At 72.3% G+C, this 21,170-nt stretch carries 17 protein-coding genes; 8 read left to right on the top strand and 9 right to left on the bottom strand.

Annotated elements, in window-relative coordinates:
• Positions 1-81: 81 nt before the first annotated feature.
• Entirely contained in the window at positions 82-3,963 is a 3,882-nt protein-coding gene (locus L615_RS03820) for a DNA-directed RNA polymerase subunit beta' (RefSeq protein WP_028654809.1), read from the top strand.
• Positions 3,964-4,264: 301 nt separating this feature from the next.
• Here L615_RS03820 and L615_RS03815 read toward each other — a convergent pair whose 3' ends face one another.
• The 5 genes from L615_RS03815 to L615_RS03795 all read right to left on the bottom strand — a co-directional run bounded on the left by L615_RS03815 (position 4,265) and on the right by L615_RS03795 (position 9,897).
• On the bottom strand, positions 4,265-5,737 hold the full coding sequence (locus L615_RS03815) for a hypothetical protein (protein ID WP_028654808.1): 1,473 nt from the start codon (positions 5,735-5,737) through the stop codon (positions 4,265-4,267).
• The gene (locus L615_RS03810) at positions 5,734-6,444 is read right to left on the bottom strand and encodes a hypothetical protein (RefSeq protein ID WP_145724171.1); all 711 of its coding nucleotides are present in this window, start codon (positions 6,442-6,444) and stop codon (positions 5,734-5,736) included. The genes L615_RS03815 and L615_RS03810 overlap by 4 nt, the downstream gene beginning before the upstream one ends.
• A gap of 75 nt (positions 6,445-6,519) precedes the next feature.
• Entirely contained in the window at positions 6,520-7,254 is a 735-nt protein-coding gene (locus tag L615_RS03805; protein ID WP_261376544.1) for a response regulator transcription factor, read from the bottom strand.
• A complete protein-coding gene (locus L615_RS03800) occupies positions 7,251-9,275 on the bottom strand; it encodes an ATP-binding protein (RefSeq protein WP_145724170.1) in 2,025 nt (674 codons plus the stop codon). The genes L615_RS03805 and L615_RS03800 overlap by 4 nt, the downstream gene beginning before the upstream one ends.
• A gap of 70 nt (positions 9,276-9,345) precedes the next feature.
• Positions 9,346-9,897, bottom strand: a complete 552-nt coding sequence (locus L615_RS03795; RefSeq protein ID WP_145724169.1) for a hypothetical protein — start codon at positions 9,895-9,897, stop codon at positions 9,346-9,348.
• 293 nt (positions 9,898-10,190) lie between these two features.
• Here L615_RS03795 and L615_RS03790 point away from each other — a divergent pair, with 293 nt between their 5' ends.
• The 5 genes from L615_RS03790 to L615_RS03770 all read left to right on the top strand — a co-directional run bounded on the left by L615_RS03790 (position 10,191) and on the right by L615_RS03770 (position 16,018).
• Entirely contained in the window at positions 10,191-11,435 is a 1,245-nt protein-coding gene (locus L615_RS03790) for a geranylgeranyl reductase family protein (protein WP_145724168.1), read from the top strand.
• Positions 11,436-11,484: 49 nt separating this feature from the next.
• Entirely contained in the window at positions 11,485-12,369 is an 885-nt protein-coding gene (locus L615_RS03785; protein ID WP_028654802.1) for an NUDIX domain-containing protein, read from the top strand.
• The gene (locus L615_RS03780; RefSeq protein WP_145724167.1) at positions 12,366-13,652 is read left to right on the top strand and encodes a hydroxyacid-oxoacid transhydrogenase; all 1,287 of its coding nucleotides are present in this window, start codon (positions 12,366-12,368) and stop codon (positions 13,650-13,652) included. Before L615_RS03785 ends, L615_RS03780 begins: the two co-directional genes overlap by 4 nt.
• 135 nt (positions 13,653-13,787) lie before the next feature.
• A complete protein-coding gene (locus L615_RS03775) occupies positions 13,788-15,011 on the top strand; it encodes an SAM-dependent methyltransferase (RefSeq protein ID WP_145724166.1) in 1,224 nt (407 codons plus the stop codon).
• Positions 15,008-16,018, top strand: a complete 1,011-nt coding sequence (locus L615_RS03770; RefSeq protein WP_145724165.1) for a WD40 repeat domain-containing protein — start codon at positions 15,008-15,010, stop codon at positions 16,016-16,018. The genes L615_RS03775 and L615_RS03770 overlap by 4 nt, the downstream gene beginning before the upstream one ends.
• A gap of 48 nt (positions 16,019-16,066) precedes the next feature.
• On the opposite strand, the gene L615_RS03765 is transcribed toward L615_RS03770, so the two are convergent.
• The 4 genes from L615_RS03765 to L615_RS03750 are packed head-to-tail and all read right to left on the bottom strand — an operon-like array spanning position 16,067 to position 19,679.
• Positions 16,067-17,062, bottom strand: coding sequence for a glycine betaine ABC transporter substrate-binding protein (locus L615_RS03765; RefSeq protein WP_145724164.1), 996 nt, complete (start codon positions 17,060-17,062; stop codon positions 16,067-16,069).
• A 1-nt stretch (position 17,063) separates the two neighbouring features.
• A complete protein-coding gene (locus L615_RS03760) occupies positions 17,064-17,864 on the bottom strand; it encodes an ABC transporter permease (protein WP_232221693.1) in 801 nt (266 codons plus the stop codon).
• Positions 17,857-19,041: an ABC transporter ATP-binding protein gene (locus L615_RS03755; protein WP_051485527.1), complete on the bottom strand. Its 1,185-nt coding sequence runs from the start codon at positions 19,039-19,041 to the stop codon at positions 17,857-17,859. Before L615_RS03755 ends, L615_RS03760 begins: the two co-directional genes overlap by 8 nt.
• Complete coding sequence (locus L615_RS03750) at positions 19,038-19,679, bottom strand: ABC transporter permease (RefSeq protein WP_028654796.1); 642 nt, start codon at positions 19,677-19,679, stop codon at positions 19,038-19,040. Before L615_RS03750 ends, L615_RS03755 begins: the two co-directional genes overlap by 4 nt.
• A gap of 175 nt (positions 19,680-19,854) precedes the next feature.
• On the opposite strand from L615_RS03750, the gene L615_RS03745 reads away from it, so the two are divergent.
• Together L615_RS03745 and L615_RS03740 are read left to right on the top strand one after the other, a co-directional pair.
• Entirely contained in the window at positions 19,855-20,844 is a 990-nt protein-coding gene (locus tag L615_RS03745; protein ID WP_028654795.1) for a DNA topoisomerase IB, read from the top strand.
• Positions 20,845-20,857: 13 nt separating this feature from the next.
• Positions 20,858-21,163 carry a DUF1905 domain-containing protein gene (locus L615_RS03740; RefSeq protein WP_036517059.1) on the top strand — a complete coding sequence of 102 codons (306 nt, stop codon included), beginning with the start codon at positions 20,858-20,860 and terminating at the stop codon, positions 21,161-21,163.
• The last annotated feature ends 7 nt before the right edge of the window (positions 21,164-21,170 follow it).

Below are 21,170 nucleotides of genomic sequence, written 5' to 3'. Positions count from 1 at the left end.
CGGTACGACGCCCCGGGCGTCGTACCGCCTCCCTCAGTCCCCAGCCTCACTTTCAAGAACTAACGAAGGACATCAGCCACCGTGCTCGACGTGAACTTCTTCGACCAGCTTCAGATCGGCCTGGCTACCGCGGACGACATCCGCACCTGGAGCCACGGCGAGGTCAAGAAGCCGGAGACCATCAACTACCGCACGCTCAAGCCCGAGCGTGACGGCCTCTTCTGCGAGAAGATCTTCGGTCCCACCCGGGACTGGGAGTGCTACTGCGGCAAGTACAAGCGCGTGCGCTTCAAGGGCATCATCTGCGAGCGCTGCGGCGTCGAGGTGACCCGGTCCAAGGTCCGCCGTGAGCGGATGGGCCACATCGAGCTGGCCGCCCCGGTCACGCACATCTGGTACTTCAAGGGTGTGCCGAGCCGCCTGGGCTACCTGCTCGACCTGGCGCCGAAGGACCTCGAGAAGGTCATCTACTTCGCGGCCTACATGATCACCCACGTCGACGACGAGGCGCGCCACCGCGACCTCGCCGACCTCGAGGGCAAGATCAGCCTGCAGCGCCAGTCCATCGAGAAGCGCCGCGACGCCGGCCTCGAGGACCGGACCAAGAAGCTGGAGGAGGACCTCGCGGCCCTCGAGGCCGAGGGTGCCAAGGCCGACCAGCGCCGCAAGGTCCGCGACGGTGCCGAGCGTGAGCTCAAGCAGCTGCGCGACCGCGCCCAGCGCGAGCTGGACCGCCTCGAGGAGGTATGGGAGACCTTCAAGAGCCTCAAGGTGCAGGACCTCATGGGTGACGAGGTCCTCTACCGCGAGATGAAGAACTGGTTCGGCAAGTACTTCGAGGGCCACATGGGCGCCACGGCGATCCAGAAGCGCCTGCAGTCCTTCGACCTCGACGCCGAGGTCGAGAGCCTGCGCGAGACGATCGCCACCGGCAAGGGCCAGCGCAAGGTCCGCGCCCTCAAGCGCCTCAAGGTCGTCGAGGCCTTCCGCAAGACCGGCAACAAGCCCGAGGGCATGGTCCTCGACGCCGTCCCGGTCATCCCGCCGGACCTGCGCCCGATGGTGCAGCTCGACGGTGGTCGCTTCGCGACCTCCGACCTCAACGACCTGTACCGCCGCGTCATCAACCGCAACAACCGCCTCAAGCGGCTGCTCGACCTCGGTGCGCCGGAGATCATCGTCAACAACGAGAAGCGGATGCTCCAGGAGGCCGTCGACTCGCTGTTCGACAACGGTCGCCGCGGTCGTCCCGTGACCGGCCCGGGCAACCGGCCGCTCAAGTCGCTGTCCGACATGCTCAAGGGCAAGCAGGGTCGCTTCCGCCAGAACCTGCTCGGCAAGCGCGTCGACTACTCGGGCCGTTCGGTCATCGTGTCGGGTCCGCAGCTGAAGCTGCACCAGTGCGGCCTGCCCAAGCAGATGGCGCTGGAGCTCTTCAAGCCGTTCGTCATGAAGCGGCTCGTGGACCTGTCGCACGCGCAGAACATCAAGTCGGCCAAGCGGATGGTCGAGCGCGGCCGCCCGGTCGTGTGGGACGTCCTCGAAGAGGTCATCACCGAGCACCCCGTGCTGCTCAACCGTGCGCCCACCCTGCACCGCCTCGGCATCCAGGCCTTCGAGCCGCAGCTCGTCGAGGGCAAGGCCATCCAGCTGCACCCGCTCGTCTGCACCGCGTTCAACGCGGACTTCGACGGTGACCAGATGGCTGTCCACCTGCCGCTCTCCGCGGAGGCGCAGGCCGAGGCCCGCATCCTGATGCTGTCGACGAACAACATCCTCAAGCCGTCGGACGGCCGTCCGGTGACCATGCCGACCCAGGACATGATCATCGGCCTGTTCTTCCTGACCACCGAGCGTGGCCAGGCGACGGTCGAGGTCGACGGCGAGACGCACCTGCGCTCCTTCTCGTCCCCGTCCGAGGCGATCATGGCCTACGACCGTGGCGAGATCGCGCTGCAGGACCGCGTGAAGATCATGCTGACCGACTACGTCATCGAGGGCCACGAGCCGGGCGAGCCCGTCCTGCTCGAGACCACCCTCGGCCGCACGATCTTCAACGACACGCTGCCGGCGGACTACCCGTACATCAACGAGGAGGTCGGCAAGAAGCGCCTCGGCGCCATCGTCAACGACCTCGCCGAGCGCTACCCCAAGGTGGTCGTGGCGGCGTCGCTGGACGCCCTCAAGGACAACGGCTTCCACTGGGCCACCCGCTCGGGTGTCACCGTCTCGATCGACGACGTCATCACGCCGGAGAACAAGGCGGAGCTGCTCGGCGAGTACGAGGCGCAGGCCGCCAAGATCCAGAAGCAGTTCGAGCGCGGTCTGGTGACCGACGAGGAGCGCCGCCAGGAGCTCATCGAGATCTGGACCAAGGCCAGCCAGGAGGTCGGCAAGGCCCTGCGGTCGACGTTCGAGGCCAACCCGACCAACCCGATCTACGTGCAGGTGCACTCGGGCGCCTCGGGTAACTTCAACCAGATCAACCAGGTCGGCGCCATGCGAGGCCTGGTGGCGAACCCGAAGGGCGAGATCATCCCGCGCCCGATCAAGGCCAACTTCCGTGAGGGCCTGTCGGTGCTGGAGTACTTCATCTCGACCCACGGTGCACGCAAGGGTCTGGCCGACACCGCGCTGCGTACGGCCGACTCGGGTTACCTGACCCGTCGTCTGGTCGACGTCTCGCAGGACGTCATCATCCGTGAGGACGACTGCGGCACCGAGCGTGGCCTGCCGAAGGTCATCGGCGTGCGGACCGAGGACGGCACCGTCGTCAAGGACGACAACGCCGAGACCGCGGCCTACGCCCGTACGGCGGCCAAGGACATCGCCCACCCGGAGACCGGCGAGGTGCTCGCCGCCGCGGGCGAGGACCTCGGTGACGTCAAGATCGCCGAGCTCATCGAGGCCGGCATCGAGACCGTCTCCGTGCGCTCCGTGCTGACCTGCGACGCCCGTACCGGCACCTGCGCCAAGTGCTACGGCCGCTCGCTGGCCACCGGCAAGCTGGTCGACATCGGCGAGGCCGTCGGCATCATCGCCGCCCAGTCGATCGGTGAGCCCGGCACGCAGCTGACCATGCGTACCTTCCACACCGGTGGTGTGGCCTCCGCCGACGACATCACGCAGGGTCTGCCCCGCGTCGTCGAGCTCTTCGAGGCCCGTACGCCCAAGGGTGTCTCCCCGATCTCCGAGGCCGCCGGCCGCGTGCAGATCGAGGAGACCGACAAGGCCCGCAAGGTCCTGGTCACCCCGGACGACGGCTCCGACGTCATCGAGTACGTCGTCAGCCGCCGCTCGGCCCTGCTGGTCAACGACGGCGACCACATCGAGGTCGGCCAGATGCTGACCAAGGGTACGCCGGACCCGAAGGAGGTGCTCCGCATCCTCGGTGTCCGCCGGACGCAGCAGCACCTCGTCGACGAGGTCCAGGAGGTCTACCGCAGCCAGGGTGTGTCGATCCACGACAAGCACATCGAGATCATCGTGCGGCAGATGCTGCGCCGGATCACCGTGCTCGAGTCGGGTGACACCAACCTGCTGCCCTCCGACCTGGTCGACCGCGTGCTCTTCGAGGAGGAGAACCGTCGCGTGGTCTCCGAGGGCGGCAAGCCGGCCTCGGGTCGTCCGGAGCTCATGGGCATCACCAAGGCCTCGCTCGCGACCGAGTCGTGGCTCTCGGCGGCCTCCTTCCAGGAGACCACCCGGGTGCTCACCGACGCCGCGATCAACGGCCGCTCCGACAGCCTGCGTGGCCTGAAGGAGAACGTGATCATCGGCAAGCTCATCCCGGCCGGCACCGGCCTGGAGCGCTACCGGAACATCCGCGTCGAGCCGACCGAGGAGGCGCGCGCCGCGGCGTACGCCGTCACGGGCTACGAGTCCTACGACTACGAGTTCGGCAACGCGGCCGGCCAGGCCGTCGCGCTCGACGACTTCGACTTCGGTTCGTACCAGAACTGAGCGAAGCCAGGTCCCGGTCCGAGACCGGGTCAACCAGCCGAAGGCCCCCGCGAGCACGCTCGTGGGGGCCTTCGGGCGTTCCGGGCGCGGCGCCCGGCGGGGGGCGGAATCACCTCCTCAGCGGTGATTCCCTCGCTTCCTGAGTGTTGCAAAGGTCAGGAAGCAACAGGAACGGTCAGGAAGTGGCGGGTCACGCTCGCCCGGGAACGGCCACCACGTGACGCGCGTGGACTCGCCCACGACGTACGAAGGCCCTCCCGACGCCGGTCGGGAGGGCCTTCGCCCTGGGGGGAGGGAGCCGTCAGCGGATGCGGACGGCGGGGGAGGTGGCGCGGGTGGCCGGGCGGTGCGGTGTCGTGGCGCGGACCCGGACGCTGATCCGCTTGCCGCGGTCGGCTGTGCGTAGGACGTAGCGCGTGCCGGTGGCGCCCTTGATCACCTTGCCGTTGCGCAGCCACTGGTAGGTCAGGCGCTGGGCCTTGCCCGACAGCCGCGGTGCGCGAACGGCGAGGCGCTTGCCGACCCGCGGGGTGCCGGTGACGGCGGGGCGACGCAGCACCTTCCAGGCCTTGCCGGTGACCACGGCGGTCCGGGTCGCCCCGCCCGGCTCGCCGGTGAGGGTCGCCGGAGTCCAGGCGGTGGTGCGGCCCGGCGCCTGGAAGCCGACCCGGACGCTGACCCGCCGGCCGACCATCGCCGACGTCAGCGCCAGCGTCGGGACCGAGGTGGTGACCACCCGTGAGCCGACGGTCCACTCGTAGGTGGTCGAGGTCGGCGTCGGGCTCACCTCCGGCGGCGTCACTCGCAGCGTGCGGCCCTCGGTCGCGGTCCCGCTCAGCCGCCCCACGCCGCTGACCGTGAACTCGCCCTCGACTGCCCAGCCGACGTAGAGGTTGCCCCACGTCAGGTCCTCGTGCCCGCTGCGGTGCCCGGTCACCTGGACGCCGACCTGGTGGCCCAGGTCCGCAGCGGTCACCTCGTACGACGTGCCGGTGGCGACGATCTCCGCGCCCCGGACCCACCGGTAGGTCAGCGACTCCGCGGCCGGCTCGAACTCCGCACCCGAGACGTGCAGGATGTCCCCGACACGGGGTGCGCCCGTGTGCCCGGTGACCTCGGGGGGCCGCGTGACGCGCAGCTCCGGCTCGACGACGGTGTAGCTCAGGCTGCGGGTGCTCGTCCGGCCGACGTTGTCGGTCGCGGTGAGGGTGATCGTGTGCTGCCCGAGCGTGCTGGTGTCGACGCCGGCGCCCGAGGTGCGGGGCGGTGTCGTCGCGCAGCTCGCGATGCCGGTGCGCAGGTCCTCGCAGCTGTGGAACAGCGCGTGCAGCGAGCCGCGAACCAGCCGGGCGCCGTTCGCGACGCCCAGCAGCTGCGTCGTCGGGTCCGTCGCGTCGACCCGCACGGTGTGGGTCTTCGTCGCGTCGTTGCCCTCCCCGTCGATCGCGGTGACGGTGATCGTGGTGACGCCGTCGGCCCAGACCGACACCTTGCCCGAGGACACGGGGAACGAACCGCCGCCCGACTGGGCGCCGTCGAGGGTGTAGGAGACGAACTCGACCCCGCTGATGTCGGTGGCGCGGACCGAGAGCTCGACGGCGCCGCCGTGCCAGTCCTGCCAGACCGGGTCCGGGGCGGTGATCGCGATCGCGGGCCCGATGGTGTCCCTCGGGACCTCGGGGTCGGTACCGGGCTGGGCGAGGGCGGGCGCGGTGGCCGTGACCAGCACGGCGGCCGACACCATGGCGCCGGTCCGGGCGATGCGGCGCCTCATCGGCCGACCTCCATCGTGATCGGGCTGCGACCCACGGCGAGCCAGATGCCGGCGACGATGAGACCGACCACGATCAGGGCGGGAAGCCCGGGCACGCCGGTGACGAAGACCGCCAGCAGCAGCGCACTGGCGAAGACGGCCGACAGCGCTCCGAGACCCCGCGAGACCAGGCGCTCGTGGAACGCCATCCACGCCAGACCGTACGCCGAGGCCAGCAACGGAACGAAGGCGATGTAGGGGCTGAAGTCGGTCATCACGAAGTAGTTGTAGAGCCCCTCGGTGTCGTAGGTGTCCTCCTCCGGTCCGCCGGGCAGGTAGTCGCCCAACGCGCCGCGCCAGCCGTACGTGAGGGTCACCAGGGCGGCGGTGGCCAGCACGCCGTAGGACACGGCCGTCGCCCCGGCCGACCCGGGGAACCGGCGCTCGACGCGGTGCCGCCACATCACCGCAGCTGCGACGAGCAGGAGCGCGACGACGTAGCCGATCGCGCCGGAGAGCCGGTACGGCAGATGGTCGATCTCGAGCACGTGCTCCGCGGTCACGGGGTAGTCGAAGTCGCTGCTGTTGTCAGGCCGTCCCTCCAGCAGGAGGGCGACCAGGCCGAGCAGCCCACAGAGCGTGATCATCAGGGGCCACGCCGTGAAGCGCGAAGGCGCGGGGCCGGGCGGAGCGCCCGCTGGCGTGGTCAGGGGGGTCGTCTCGTTCATGCTGCCGAGCGTGCGCGGCCCGACGGCCCGGGGGACAGGTCAGCAGCGCCCGACTTCCCGGGCACGCCGCCCGGGCTACCGACCTGTGTCCTCCGGCTCGTCGCCGCCCAGACCGGCCTGGCGGGCCCGGACGATGAGCTGGCCGCGGTCGGGGACGTCGAGCTTGGCCAGCACGCCGTACACGTAGTTGCGCACGGTCTTGGTGCTCAGCACCAGCCGCCGTGCGATGGTCGCGTTGTCGTAGCCGCGGGCGACCAGGTCGACCACCTCGCGCTCCCGGTCGGTGAGCTCGGGAAAGGGCACCGTGCCGCGGGTGCGGGCCCCGGACAGGTAGAGCGCGCCGCGCTGCGCCAGCTGCGGCCCGAGCAGGAAGTCGCCGTTGGCGACCGAGCGGACGGCGCGGGCGACCTCGTCCGGCGAGGCGCCCTTGAGCAGGAAGCCCCGTGCCCCCGCGCGGATCGAGGCGAAGAGCGAGTCGTCGTCGCCGAGCATGGTGATCACCAGGACCCCCAGGGTGGGGGCCCGGCGACACAGCTCTCGGGTCGTCTCGACGCCGGAGTCGCCGGCGAGGTCGAGGTCCATGAGCACGACGTCGGGAGCGTGCTCGGCGACGACCGCCAGCGCCTCGTCACCGTCGGCGGCCTCCCCGACCACCTCCACGTCCGGCAGCGAGCGCAGCAGCGCACTCATGCCGATCCGGAAGACCGGGTGGTCGTCGACGACCACCACCCGGATCGTGTCGCTCGCGCCCGACGCGCTGCCGGACACAGTCCCGACCGGGTTTCCGGCGGTGCCCTCGGACGTGCTCACGGCAGCACCATGACCACAGTGGTCCCCCTTCCCTCGGTGGCGGTGACCTCGACCGACCCGCCCAGCTCGCCCGCCCGCTCCCGCATGGACGCCATGCCCACGCCGGGCGCGGCCTCGGCGCTGATGCCGCGCCCGTCGTCGCAGACCTCCAGACGCACCCCGCCGCCGTCGGGCAGCTCCACGCGGACCAGGCAGTGTCGCGCGCCCGCGTGCCGCGCCGCGTTCCGGACGGCCTCGGCGGCGACCTGGTAGACCACGACCTGGTGGATCCCGTCGAGCCGGTCGGCCTGCGGCGCGTCCACGGAGACCGAGAAGCGGCCCATCGAGTAGCGGTCGGCCAGCAAGGCCAGTGCCTCGCCGAGCCGCCCGTCGTCGAGCACCGGCGGCAGCAGCACCCGCGCCATCTGGCGCACGTCGTCGGCCCGCCGGCTGAGCTCCTCGACGAGGCGGCGCAGCAGGACGGCGTCGTCCGCGCTGAGCGAGGACGTGGCCGGTACGGCGGCGAGGGCGAGCGCGGTGCCGGACAGGGCCGGGCCGAGGCCGTCGTGGAGCTCGCGGCGCAGCAGGCGCCGCTCCTCGTGGCGCACCTCGACGACCCGTGCCCGCGCGGCCTCCAGCGCCCGGTTGGTCTCGTCGAGCTCCGCGGCGACGGCGACGAGGCCGGAGATCTGGCGCAGCAGCCGCACCGAGCGCGGGTCGAGGCGCTCGCCGCGGGGTGCGACCGCGACCAGCTCGCCGATCGTGCGGCCGTTGCTGAGCGGGAGCCGGATGGCGCGCTCGTCCTGGTCCTCTTCCTCGCGGCCGTCGGCGGTCAGCAGCGTGTCGTGGAGGGTGACCTCGACCCGGCTCAGGCGCAGGGCGCGGCGCAGTGCGGCGATCATCCCGTCGAGCTGCGGCTGGTCCTCGTCGGCCGCGCTCAGGGCCTGGGCCACCCGCTCCAGCAGCACCGACGGGTCCGCCCCCGAGCCGAAGACGAGCCGCTCGACCTGGCGCTGCAGCCAGTCGCGCAGCGGCAGGACGGCGAGGGCGAGGCCGGCGACGACGACCACGCCGCGCGACTGCTCGCCCCATGGCGCGACCATGCTCAGCGCCCACACCAGCACGACGTAGCTCGCGACCAGGATCGCCGTGAGCAGGCCGCCCACCAGGGTGCGGGAGATCGCGAGGTCGAGCTGCCACGACGGCTGTCGGCGCAGCAGCAGGAACACCACCGCCGGCAGGGTCAGGGCCGCGACGAACATGGCGGCGGTGCCGATCACGAACCACCGCCCGTCGAGGCTGACGCCGATCTCGAAGGCCATGTAGCCCACGGCGACCGCCAGCACCGAGGCCACGAACCACAGCAGCTCCCGCCGCTGCTGGACCGGCGCTCGCCGCAGCCGCCACGCCAGGTGCGCCGCGACCAGCAGGGCGAGCAGGAAGTACACCGGGATCAGGGCGTCGTCGGCGCGGCGGGCCAGGTCCGAGACCCGGCCGCCGCCGGTCAGCGGGTGCGGCGGGGCGCCGGGGACCTGGAGCAGCATCCGCACGACGGCCGCGACCGCCACGACGGCGGCCCCGCCGATCGCGCCGCCGCGCAGCCAGCCGGTCGGCGCCCGGGGGGTCAGCAGCCACGGCAGGACCAGCACGGTGAGCAGCGCCGAGGTGGTCCAGCCGGCCAGCACCACCGGCGGCGCCCACGCCAGGCCCGGCAGGTCGGGGTGCTCCCCGCCGAGGACCGTCCAGGCGATGCTGGCCGCCGTGACGCCGTACCCCCACCCGACGACGAGGAAGACCCAGCCGGCGAGGTGGCGCCGCCGGGCGACCATCAGTGCGCCGACCGTGCCGTAGACCGCGCTCATCACCAGGTCGAACGGCGCCAGCTCGCGCCGGACCTCGTACGACGGGCCCGGCGCCTCCGCGGTGAGCAGCAGGCTCGCCAGCGTCGCGAGGCCGAGCGCGACCAGCACGACGCCGAGGGCCGCGCCGGCGCGCTCGGGGAGCCCGCGCACCGGGGCGGGGCCGCTGGTCGTCGCTGGCACGGGCGCCATCATCGCCGGTCCGGGCCGGTGAGGTGACCGGTTCGGCCGAGTCGACCACCCCACCGGCGGCTCACCCCGAGCTCAGGGCGAGGGCCAGCACGAAGCCGCCGGGGCGCGGGGTGACCTGGATGAAGAGGTCACCGTCGCTGGCGGTCACGACCGGCCGGCCGGCGCCGTCCTGCTCCCTGACCGGCGAGAGGTCGGCGAGTGCCGCCTCGTAGCCGGCGAGCACCTCCTCCTCGCTGGCCGAGGTCGCGTACGACGCCGACTCCTGCGTCCCGTCGAACGTCTCGTCGGTCAGGCACAGGGTCGCCGGGACCGGTGGGTCGGGGAACCCGTCGGGCAGCAGGGCGATGTCGTCCAGGTCGGCGGGGCCGAACGCGAGCGGGAACGGTTCGCGGCACTCCTCCGGCACGTCTCCGGCGCCCGGGGCGCCGTCGGTGTCGTCGCCGGGCCCGCCGGGACCGCCCGGGGTGTCACCGCCCTCGTTGCCGGGGACGCCGCGGGCACCGGGCGGCTCGCCGCCGTCGTCGCACCCGGTCACCAACGTCGTACCGGCCACCGCCAGCAGGGCCCAGGCTGCCGCGGCGACGGCGCGGGACCGCCTCCGTCCGGCCCTCACCGGGCCACCCCGGTGACGAGGGCGGACGTGGTCGGTGCGGTGCCGGTGGTCGGTCGAGGAAGCTGCATGCCCCGACCCTCACGACCCCGCCGACCCGGATTCCAGTGCCCCGCGGCCCGACTTCCCGGGCACCTGCCTGTGGACGACGCGGCGGTAGTCCCGGGTCAAAAGCACCCTGGACCGGCGTGTCGCGGTGCTTTTGGCCCGGGACTATCGCAGCTGTCTCCACAGGCTGTCCCACGGGCGGGGTGGTGGATGCGCGGGAGCGGGAGGGCGGCTGACACAATCGGAGGATGAGCGCGAGCACCCCGGTGAGCACCGACGTCCTCGTCGTCGGCGCCGGTCCGGCCGGATCGGCGGCTGCGGCGTGGGCGGCCCGCGCGGGCGCCGACGTGGTGCTCGCGGACGCCGCCGTCTTCCCCCGCGACAAGACCTGCGGCGACGGGCTCACCCCGCGCGCGATCGGCGAGCTCGAGCGGCTCGGCCTGCGGGACTGGGTCCGCTCGCACACCGTCAACCAGGGCCTGCGCGCCCACGGGTTCGGGCAGACGCTGCACCTGCCCTGGCCGGGCGGCCACCTGCCGGATTGGGGCAGCGCCGTGGCCCGCACCGAGCTCGACGACCACCTCCGCACGACCGCGCTGGACTCCGGCGCCGTCGGCCTCGAGGGCGCTCGCGCCGTCGACGTGCGCATGGACGGCGACCGGGTCGCCGCCGTGGTGTTCAAGGACGGCCGCGAGGTCGCCTGCCGCCGCCTCGTCGTCGCCGACGGGGTCCGCTCGCCGCTGGGCAAGGTGCTCGGCCGGGAGTGGCACCGCGACACCGTGTACGGCGTCGCCGGGCGCTGCTACGTGAAGTCGTCGCGCGCGGACGACCCGTGGATCAGCTCCCACCTCGAGCTGCGCGGCGAGCAGGACGAGATCCTCTCCGGCTACGGCTGGATCTTCCCCCTCGGCGCCGGTGCCGGTGAGGTCAACCTCGGTGCCGGCACGCTCGCGACCGCCAAGCGACCCGCGGACGTCGCGATCAAGCCGCTGATGGCGCTGTACGCCGACCGGCTCCGTGAGGAGTTCGGCCTCGGCGAGGAGCTGCGCATGCCGACCTCGGCGCTCCTGCCGATGGGCGGCGCGGTGTCCAACGTCGCCGGCCGCAACTGGGCGCTGATCGGCGACGCGGCCGCCTGCGTCAACCCGCTCAACGGCGAGGGCATCGACTACGGCCTCGAGACCGGGCGACTGGTCGCCGAGCTGCTGGCCGAGACCCCCGACGTCGACCTCGCCACGGTCTGGCCGGCGCTGCTGCGCGAGCACTACGGCGAGTCGTTCTCCATCGCCCGTCGCCTCGCCGGCCTCGTCACCGTCCCGCGCCTGCTGCCCACGCTGGGTCCGCTCGGCATGCGCTCGGACCTGCTGATGACCCTCGCGCTGCGCTGGATGGGCAACCTCGTCACCGACGAGGACCGCGACCGCGCGGCGCGCGTGTGGCGCTGGGCCGGCAAGCGCTCCCTCGCCAGGGACGCCCGCCCGCCCTTCTCCTGACCGCCACCGGGCACGCCCTAGGGTGGACCGAGACGGACAGGAGGCGGCGATGGCGCAGCGGGTGCAGCGACTGGCGGCGTACGCCGTCATCGTCCGGGGCGACCAGATCCTGCTCTCGCGGCTCTCGGAGAAGGTCACCCGCAAGGAGCTGTGGTCGCTCCCCGGCGGCGGTGTCGACCACGGTGAGGACCCCGCCGACGCGGTGGTGCGGGAGGTCTACGAGGAGACCGGCCTCGACGTGACCGTCGAGCCGACCGCCCACGTGTTCTCGATGCACGTCGCCGACGCGTGGCGCCGGGGCCGTCGCGTCGACGCGCACTCGGTGCGGATCGTCTTCGAGGGCTGGGTGCCCGCCGACGCGCCCGAGCCCCACGTCACCGAGGTCGACGGCAGCACCGCCGAGGCCGCCTGGAAGCCGCTCGCCGAGGTGCTCGACGGCACCGTGCCGACGGTCGGCCTCGTGGGCGAGGCGCTGGCGTCGTACCAGGTCCGTCGCCGGCAGCGCGCCGCCGCCTACGCCTACGTGGTGCGCGACGGCGCCATCCTGCTCACCCGCACCTCCGACCTCGCCCCCGACCCCGGGACCTGGCACCTGCCCGGGGGTGGCATCGACCACGGCGAGTCCCCGACGGACACGATCCGCCGCGAGCTGTGGGAGGAGTGCGGCCTCGAGGGGGAGGCGACCGGCCTGCTGACGGTCCTCGACCACCACTTCACCGGCACCGCCCCCAACGGCCGCGCCGAGGACTTCCACGCCATCGGCATCATCTACCGCGCACGCGTCGGCGAGGGCGAGCCCCGCGTCGTCGAGGAGGGCGGTACGACGGACCACGTCGCCTGGGTCCCGCTCGCCGACGTCGCCGCGGGCCGGCTCAAGGTCTACGGCTCGGTCCGCGCGGCGATCGAGGTGGCCGGCGATAACGTGAAGGTGTGACCACTTCTCGGCAGGAGACCGTCTTCACCTACGCCGCGCCGGCGCTCAAGTTCGGGCGCGGCGCATCCCGCGAGATCGGGTACGACGTCAGCGCCTGGGGCGCGCGCCGGGTGCTGCTGGTGACCGACCCCGGGGTCGCGCTCGTCGGTCACGCGGACGACGTCGCGGGCGCGCTGCGCTCGAGCGGGCTGGAGGTCGTCGTCTTCGACCGGGCCCGGGTCGAGCCGACGGACGTGTCGATGGAGGAGGCGGTCGCGTTCGCGCGCTCCGAGGGCCCGTTCGACGCGGTGGTCGCGGTCGGCGGCGGGTCGTCCATCGACACTGCGAAGGCGGTCGCACTGCTGGTGACCAACCCCGGCGAGCTGATGGACTACGTCAACGCCCCCGTCGGCAAGGCCCGGGCGCCCGAGCAGCCCGTGCTCCCGCTGGTCGCGGTGCCGACCACGACCGGCACCGGCAGCGAGTCGACCACGATCTGCGTGATGGACGTGCTGTCGCTGAAGGTGAAGACCGGCATCAGCCACGCCGCGCTCCGCCCGCGCCTCGCGGTGGTCGACCCGGCGCTGTCGGCGACCCAGCCTGCCGCCGTCACCGCCGCCGCGGGCATGGACATCCTGTGCCACGCGCTGGAGAGCTACACCGCGCGCTGGTACGGCGACTACGAGGCGAAGTCGCCCGAGCAGCGGGTGCCCTACTGCGGCTCCAACCCGATCGCCGACCTGTGGTCCGAGCGCGCCCTCGGCCTGCTCTCCGGCGCCTTCCGGGCCGCGGTCCACCGCAAGCCCGACGACGCGCTCGGCGCGGTGGTGTCCGAGCAGATGGCGCTCGCCGCCACCTTCGCCGGCCTGGGCTTCGGCAACGCCGGCGTGCACATCCCGCACGCCAACGCCTACCCGATCGCCGGGCGCGTGCGGGACTTCGTGCCGCCCGACTACCCGCMGGACGAGCCGATGGTGCCGCACGGGATGGCGGTGTCGCTGACCGCACCGGAGGCGTTCCGCTTCACCTTCGACGCCGCGCCCCAGCGCCACCTGCGCGCCGCCCAGCTCCTCGACCCTACGGTCTCCGGCAACGGTCCGGACGTGCTGCCGGGCGTGGTCGCCAGGCTGATGCAGGACATCGGGATCCCGAACGGCCTCGCCGCCGTGGGCTACGACGAGGGCGACGTCGACGACCTCGTCGACGGTGCGCTCAAGCAGCAGCGCCTGCTGGACACCGCCCCCAAGCAGGTGACCGCCGACGACCTCGCCGGCATCGTCGGCGCCTCCCTCTCGCTGTGGTGAGCCGATGCGGACGCGGACCGGGCGGACCGTAGGATCGGTGCGTGAACCCGCGCCACCGTCGACTCGTCATCCCGGCTGCGCTGGTGCTCCTGCTGCTCATCGTCGTCGTGGCCGCCGTCGTGCAGTGAGCCCGCGATGAGCAGCCGCACGGAGACGCTCGAGCAGGGCCTGGCGCGGGTGCGCGAGGACCTGCTCGCCGACGACCGCCTGGTCCGTGCGGTCGCGTCCGGCAAGCGCCGCACCGCCGCTCCCGGGTGGCGCCGCGTCGAGCTGCGCTGGGTCGACCTCAAGGCGGGCCGGCACCTCCAGGTCGTGCGGTACGACGCCACCCAGGCCCACACCTCGAACCACCTGCTCGGCGAGGCGGCAGGGGCCGCGGTCGACGGCCTGCTGGCCGAGCCCTTCGGCAACTGGACCGTCGAGACGACCGACAGACAGCTGTCGCTGCGCGTCACCAAGAAGGGCGACGCCCAGGTCCACACCGCGCAGCGGCAGGCCGACGACGCGGCAGCGCCGACCCGCGACCACGACCGCGCCAAGGACCGGATGCTGCCCGAGGACGACCCGCTGTTCGCCGCCCTCGGCCTCGCCGACGCCAGGGGCCGGATCAAGCCCAGCCGGATGGCGAAGTACCGCCAGGTCGAGGACTTCCTGCGCATCCTGGACCGGTCCATCGCCGACGCCCGCACCCGCGGCCACCTGCGCCCCCCCACGCCCGAGGACCCGCTGCGCATCGTCGACCTCGGGTGCGGCAACGGCTACCTCACCTTCGCCGCGCACCGCTTCCTCAGCGAGCGCCGCGGCCTGCCCGTGCGGCTCACCGGCGTCGACGTCAAGGAGCAGTCCCGCGACCACAACGCCGCGGTGGCCGCCGGCCTGGGCATCGACGCCAGCTTCGTCGCCGGCACCATCGGCGACGCCGAGCTGCCCGAGCCGCCGGACGTCGTGCTGGCCCTGCACGCCTGCGACACCGCCACGGACGACGCACTCGCCCGCGCCCTCGGCTGGGACGCCTCGCTGGTGCTGGCCGCGCCCTGCTGCCACCACGACATCGCCGCCCAGCTGCGCAAGGCGGACTCGCCGTCGCCGTACACCTCGCTGGTGCGCGACGGGATCCTGCGTGAGCGGTTCGCCGACACCCTCACCGACGCGCTGCGCGCCCAGCTGCTGCGCAGCTGCGGCTACCGGGTCGACGTGATGGAGTTCGTGGACAGCAAGCACACCCCGCGCAACACCCTGCTGCGGGCGGTGCGCACGGGCGGCGCCCAGCCGCTCGACGAGTACGACGACCTGGTGGCGACGTGGGGGATCCGACCGCGGCTCGGTGAGCTCCTCGACCTGCCGGCCGCGGGGGCGTGAGCCGCGTGGTCGAGAAGGTGCTGCTCGCGCTGCTGCCCGTGCCCTTCGGCGTCGCGCTGCTCGCGCCGGGCGCGGCCCGGGAGCCGGTCGACTCCGAGGTCGTGTTCGCGTTCGCCGACCCCGAGGTCGTCGAGTCCAGCGGCCTGGTGCTGCAGGACGGCCTCGCGGTCACCGTCAACGACTCCGGCGACAGCAACCGCGTCTTCACCATCGACCCGGCGACCGGTGAGACCGTCGGCGTCACCCGGTGGCAGGGCGAGGCCACCGACATCGAGGCCCTCGCACCCGCCGGCGACGGGCACGTGTGGGTCGGCGACATCGGCGACAACCTGGCCGCGCGGCGCACCGTCACGGTGACGAAGGTGCCGGTCGGGCGCGGCGACCGCGAGGTGCGGGCCCCGTCGTACCGCCTGGCCTACGACGGCGGACCCCGCGACGCCGAGACGCTGCTCACCGAGCCCGGCACCGGCCGCATCTACGTGGTCTCCAAGGGCGTCTTCGGTCGCGTGTACGCCGCGCCCGAGGAGCTGTCCGAGGACCGGGTCAACGAGCTGGAGCCGGTCGACGAGGTGCTCGGCATCGCCACCGACGGAGCCTTCTTCCCCGACGGGCGGCACGTCATCATCCGCAACTACACGCAGGCCGCCGTCTACACCTGGCCCGCGCTGGACCGGGTCGCGCTGCTCGACCTGCCCTCCCAGCAGCAGGGCGAGGGCCTGGCGGTCACCGCGGACGGTGAGGTGCTGCTCAGCTCGGAGGGCCAGGCCGCCGAGGTGCTGCGGGTCGAGCTGCCCGCCGACGTCCGGGCCGCCGTCGACGGCTCGGCGACCGGTGCGCCGGCGGACGCCGCCACCGACGGCGACAGCCGTGCTGACGGCGAGGACGGCGAGGACGGCGAGTCCGTACCGGTGCGGGCCGACGAGCGCGGCTGGTGGCCGTGGGCCCTCGGCGGGGTCGTCGGCGCGGTCATCGTCGTCGCGCTGCTGCGCTCGCTGCGCCCCCGCTGACGGACCGGCCGCTGACCTGCCAGCCGCTGGCAGCCGGGCCACCGAGCGTCACTCCTCGGTGACGAACCCCTTCTCGACCAGCCACTCCCAGGCCACGTCGACGGCCTCCTCGCCGTCGACGTCGACCCGTGCGTTGAGCTCGATGAGCTCCTCGTCGGTGAGCTCCTCGGAGACCGGCGCGAACAGGTCGGCGATCTGGGGGTAGTCGTCGAGGACCTCCTCGCGGACCACGAGGGAGACGTTGTACTTCGGGAAGTACTGCTTGTCGTCCTCGAGCACGACGAGGTCGAGCGCCTTGATCCGGCCGTCGGTGGTGAACACCTCGCCGAAGTTGCACTTGCCGGCGTCGGTGGCGCTGTAGATCGCACCGGTCTGGAAGGTCTTCAGGTTCCCGTCCGGCACGCCGTTGGGCCGGCCCTGCGGGACGCCGTAGGTCTTCAGCATCCCGGGCAGGCCGTCGGGGCGGTTCGTGAACTCCGACTCGACACAGAAGGTGCGCTCCTCGACCGGCACCGTGGGCAGCTCCGAGAGCTTGCTGATGCCGAGCTTCTTCTTCGTCGCCTGGGTCATCGCGAAGCCGTAGGTGTTGTTCATCGGTGCCGGCGGCAGCCAGACCAGCTGGTTCTCGTCGAGGTCGCGCTTGCGGACGGCCTCGTACTGCTCCTGCTCGTCCGGGATCGGCTTCTCCTCGCCGAGGTAGGCGATCCACCCGGTGCCGGTGTACTCCCACATCGCGTCGATCTGGCCCTGCAGGTGGGCCTCCCGCGCGGACGCGGAGCCGGGGATGTTGGTGAGGTCGGTGACGTCGGCGCCGGCCGAGGCGAGCAGGCTGATCGCCATCTTGCCGAGGATGATGTTCTCGCTGAAGTTCTTGGAGCCGACACCGATGTGCAGCCCCTCCAGCGACTCGACGTCCTCGACCGGCCCGGAGAGCGAGCCGGACAGGATCCGTCCGCCCGCGGTGCCCAGGCCGCAGCCGGTGAGCGTCGCCACCAGGCACAGCGCCATCAGTGCGGCACCGGCGGCCTTCCGCAGCATGCGCATGTCAGATGCCCCTCGGTCGGGTCAGCAGCTCCAGCACCCGTCCCAGCCACTCGAAGACGAGCGCGAGCAGTGCGACGAGCAGGGCGCCGGAGATCATCAGGGAGTACTTGAACAGGGTGATGCCGGTGATGATCATCTCGCCGAGCCCGCCGGCGTTGATGAAGCACGCGAGCGAGGCGGTGCCGACGACCAGCACCAGCGACGTACGGACGCCGGCCATGATCACCGGCAGCGCGAGCTGCAGCTCGATGCGGAACAGCGTCCCGAAGGTCGTCATGCCGACCCCGCGTCCGGCCTCGACGAGGGTCGGGTCGACCCCCTCGATGCCGGTGATCGTGTTGCGCAGCACCGGCAGGATGCCGTAGAGGCTCAGCGCGATCACCGCGATCCAGAAGCCGCTGAGCCAGTCGTTGAGCCACAGGAACAGCAGCACGATGAGGCCGACCGACGGCGCGGCCTGGCCGGCGTTCGCGATGCCGACGACCACCGGCGCCGCGGCGCGGAAGGCACGGCGGGTGAGCACGATGCCGAGCGGGACGGCGATGCCGACGACGATCAGCGAGGTCACGACGGTGAGCTGGACGTGCTCGACGAGCAGCGAGCGGATCTCCGACCAGCGCAGCTGGTTGGCCTCGATGACGTCCAGGTCGGTGGTCTGGCGCCACCAGACCCAGGCGCCGAAGACCAGCAGCACGACGACGGGCGGCAGGACCAGCATCAGCAGGGCCTCGCGGGTCAGCCGGCCGCGGGGCGCGGACTCGGTCGCGGGCGCGGTGGGCGTGACGGTCGTGGGCTCAGCCACCGGCCTGCTCCTCCATCGCGCGGATCTGCTCGGTGACCGCGGCGAAGTCGACCACGCCGAGGTACTGGCCGCGGCGCCCGGTGACGATCGCGGCGCCGTGGCTGCTCGACAGCATCGTGTCGAGCGCGTCGTTGAGCGTGGACCGCTCGTCGACGTCGTTGACCTCGTGGTCGGGGACGATGATCGTCTCCCCGCGCAGCTGCCGCAGCCACGGCCAACCGCGTGGCCGGCCGCGGTCGTCGAGGACGACGACGGCGGTGTCGCCGTTCGCCTCGGCCCTCTTGCGCGCCTCCGCGGTCGACTCGCCGACGCGTGCGGTGGTGGGCTGGCGGAGCTCGACGTCGGAGACCCGGGCCAGGCTGAGCGCCTTCAGCGACGAGCCGGCGCCGACGAAGTCGGCGACGAAGTCGTTGGCCGGCGCGCTGAGGATGGTCTCCGGGGTGTCGTACTGCGCGATCCTCGCGCCCTCCTGGAGGATCAGGATCCGGTCGCCGAGCTTGATCGCCTCGTCGATGTCGTGCGTGACGCAGACGATCGTCTTGCGCAGCTCGCGCTGGATGCTGAGCAGCTCGTCCTGCAGCCGCTGCCGGGTGATCGGGTCGACCGCACCGAAGGGTTCGTCCATCAAGATCACCGGCGGGTCGGCCGCGAGGCCGCGGGCCACGCCGACGCGCTGCTGCTGGCCGCCGGAGAGCTCGCGCGGGTAGCGGTGGCGGTAGCGCGCCGGCTCGAGGCCGACCAGGTCGAGCAGGTCGGTGACCCGCTCCTCGATGCGGTCGGCGTCCCAGCCGAGCAGCCTCGGCACGATGGCGATGTTCTTCTCCACCGTCATGTGCGGGAACAGGCTGCCGCCCTGGATGACGTAGCCGATGTGGCGACGCAGCTCGTTCTCGTCCTGCTGGCGGATGTCCTTGCCGTCGATGGTGATCGTGCCGGACGTCGGCTCGATCAGCCGGTTGATCATCTTCAGCGAGGTCGTCTTGCCGCAGCCGGACGGCCCGATGAACATCACGATCTCGCCGGCGGGGATGGTGAGGGACAGGCCCTCGACCGCGGCCGTCTTCTGGCCGGGGTACTTCTTGACGACGTCGGTCAGCACCAGCTCCGCACCGCTGATCTCGCGGGAGGTGTCGTCGTTGTGGGCGGTGTCGTCGGGTGCACCCTCGGTGGTGGTCATGCGCGGATTCCCTTCGAGATCGTCAGGCGGCCCAGGAGCAGGAGCAGTGCGTCGGCGACGAGCGCGATCAGCACGATGCCGAACGTGCCGACGACGGCGTTGTTGACGGAGTTCGCCCCGCCGTCGGTGGCGAGCCCGGTGAAGATGTACTTGCCGAGGCCGGGGCCGATGACGTACGCCGCGATCGCCGCGACGCCCATCGACATCTGGGTGGAGACCCGGACCCCGGCGAGGATCACCGGCCAGGCGAGCGGCAGCCGGATGCGCGTCAGCGTCCGCAGCTCCGACATCCCCATGCCGCGTGCGGACTCCAGAAGCGTGGCATCGACCTGCGCGAAGCCGACCACGGCGTTGCGCAGGATCGGCATCACGGCGTAGAAGGTCACCGCCACGACGGCGGTGGTCGTGCCCAGCCCCGAGAGCGGGATCAGCAGGCCGATCAGCGCCAGGGACGGCAGGGTGAGGCCGATCGCGGACACCGCGTTGGCCACCGGCTCGAGCCGCGGGGCGCGGGTGATGAGGGCAGCGGCGACGACGGCGATCACCGTCGCGAGGAGCACGCACTGGAGCACGAGGCTCGTGTGCTGGTAGGCGTCGAAGGCCAGACTGGCGCGTCTTTCACTGATGAACTCCCACACGGGGAGGGCACCTCCTGGTGGGCCGCCGGGAACGTCCCGTCACGTTCCCCACGAACAGCCGACGGATGTCACGACCCGACAAGACCTAACCACAAACGCGTGTGCGACCGCTACGGTGCGCATGGTCACGCACGGGCGGACGGCTGGAACCAGCCGCACTGGATACCTGTCCTGCGTGGTCCGTCTCCGTCGCAGCTCACCCGACCAGCCGGGCTGGATCCGGCGCCGTGCCGGGCGTGGCTTCGTGCACCTCGACCAGTCCGGCGCGCGCCTCGATCCGGAGGACGTCGAGCGGTGCAAGGCGCTGGTGATCCCGCCGGCGTGGACCGACGTCTGGATCTGCCCGTTCCCCAACGGGCACCTGCAGGCTGTCGGCACCGACGACGCCGGCCGCCGCCAGTACATCTACCACCCGGACTGGGTGACCCGGCGCAGCGACGAGAAGCACCGCCGGGTGGTGAAGCTCGGCCGCCGCCTGCCGCGCATCCGCGAGGAGGTGCTCGCCGACCTCGGCGAGGACGACCTCGGGCAGAAGGCGACCTGCGCCCTCGCCGTACGGCTCATCGACCTGGGCTGCTTCCGCATCGGCAACGACATCTACGCCGAGGAGTACGGCTCGGTCGGGCTCACCACGCTCGAGCGGCAGCACGTGCGTCGCCGGAAGGAGAAGCTGGTCTTCGAGTTCACCGGCAAGTCCGGCGTCGAGCACCACGTGGAGATCGACGACCAGGTCGCGGTCGAGGCGCTCGACAAGCGGCGCCGGCGTCGCCGCAAGGACACGCGGCTGCTGGACGTCACCGGCACCGACGTGAACGAGTACCTCCGCAACGTCAGCGGGCTCGACGTGTCGGCGAAGGACTTCCGCACCTGGCACGGCACCGTGCTCGCCGCGGCCGCCCTCGCCGAGGCGCCCCCGGCGTCGGAGTCGTCGAAGACCGCACGGAAGCGGGCGATCGCCTCGGCCATGCGGGAGGTGTCGGAGTTCCTCGGCAACACGCCGGCCCTGGCCCGCAGCGCGTACGTCGACCCGCGGGTGGTCGACGCCTACGAGGCGGACCGGACCATCCGGGCGGCCGTGCGTCGTACCTCCGGCGAGGACGTGGACCCCGATGCCCGCCGGGCCGCGCTGGAGCGGGCGACGCTGCGCCTTGTCGGAGGTCGCTGACAGGATCGGCCGCGTGGATGAGGACTTCGCGTTCACCGCGGACCTGTGGCGCTGGGAGGCGCGCGACCAGGCGGGCAGCAGCTGGTTCTTCGTCAGCCTGCCGTTCGAGGTGTCCGACGCGATCGACGACGTCGCGCCGCGCAAGGGTTTCGGCAGCGTCCGCGTCGAGGTGACCATCGGTGCGAGCACGTGGCGCACGTCGGTCTTCCCCAGCGCCGAGCAGAAGACGTTCGTGCTGCCGGTGAAGAAGTCGGTGCGCACCGCGGAGGGCCTGGTCGAGGGCGGACCGTGCCGGGTGCGGCTCCGCACGGTCGAGTGAAGGGGAC

This window comes from Nocardioides sp. J9 (assembly GCF_007829375.1).
In the GTDB taxonomy this organism is placed as follows: Bacteria; Actinomycetota; Actinomycetes; order Propionibacteriales; family Nocardioidaceae; genus Nocardioides.
This window is presented reverse-complemented; position numbering and strand designations above follow the sequence as displayed.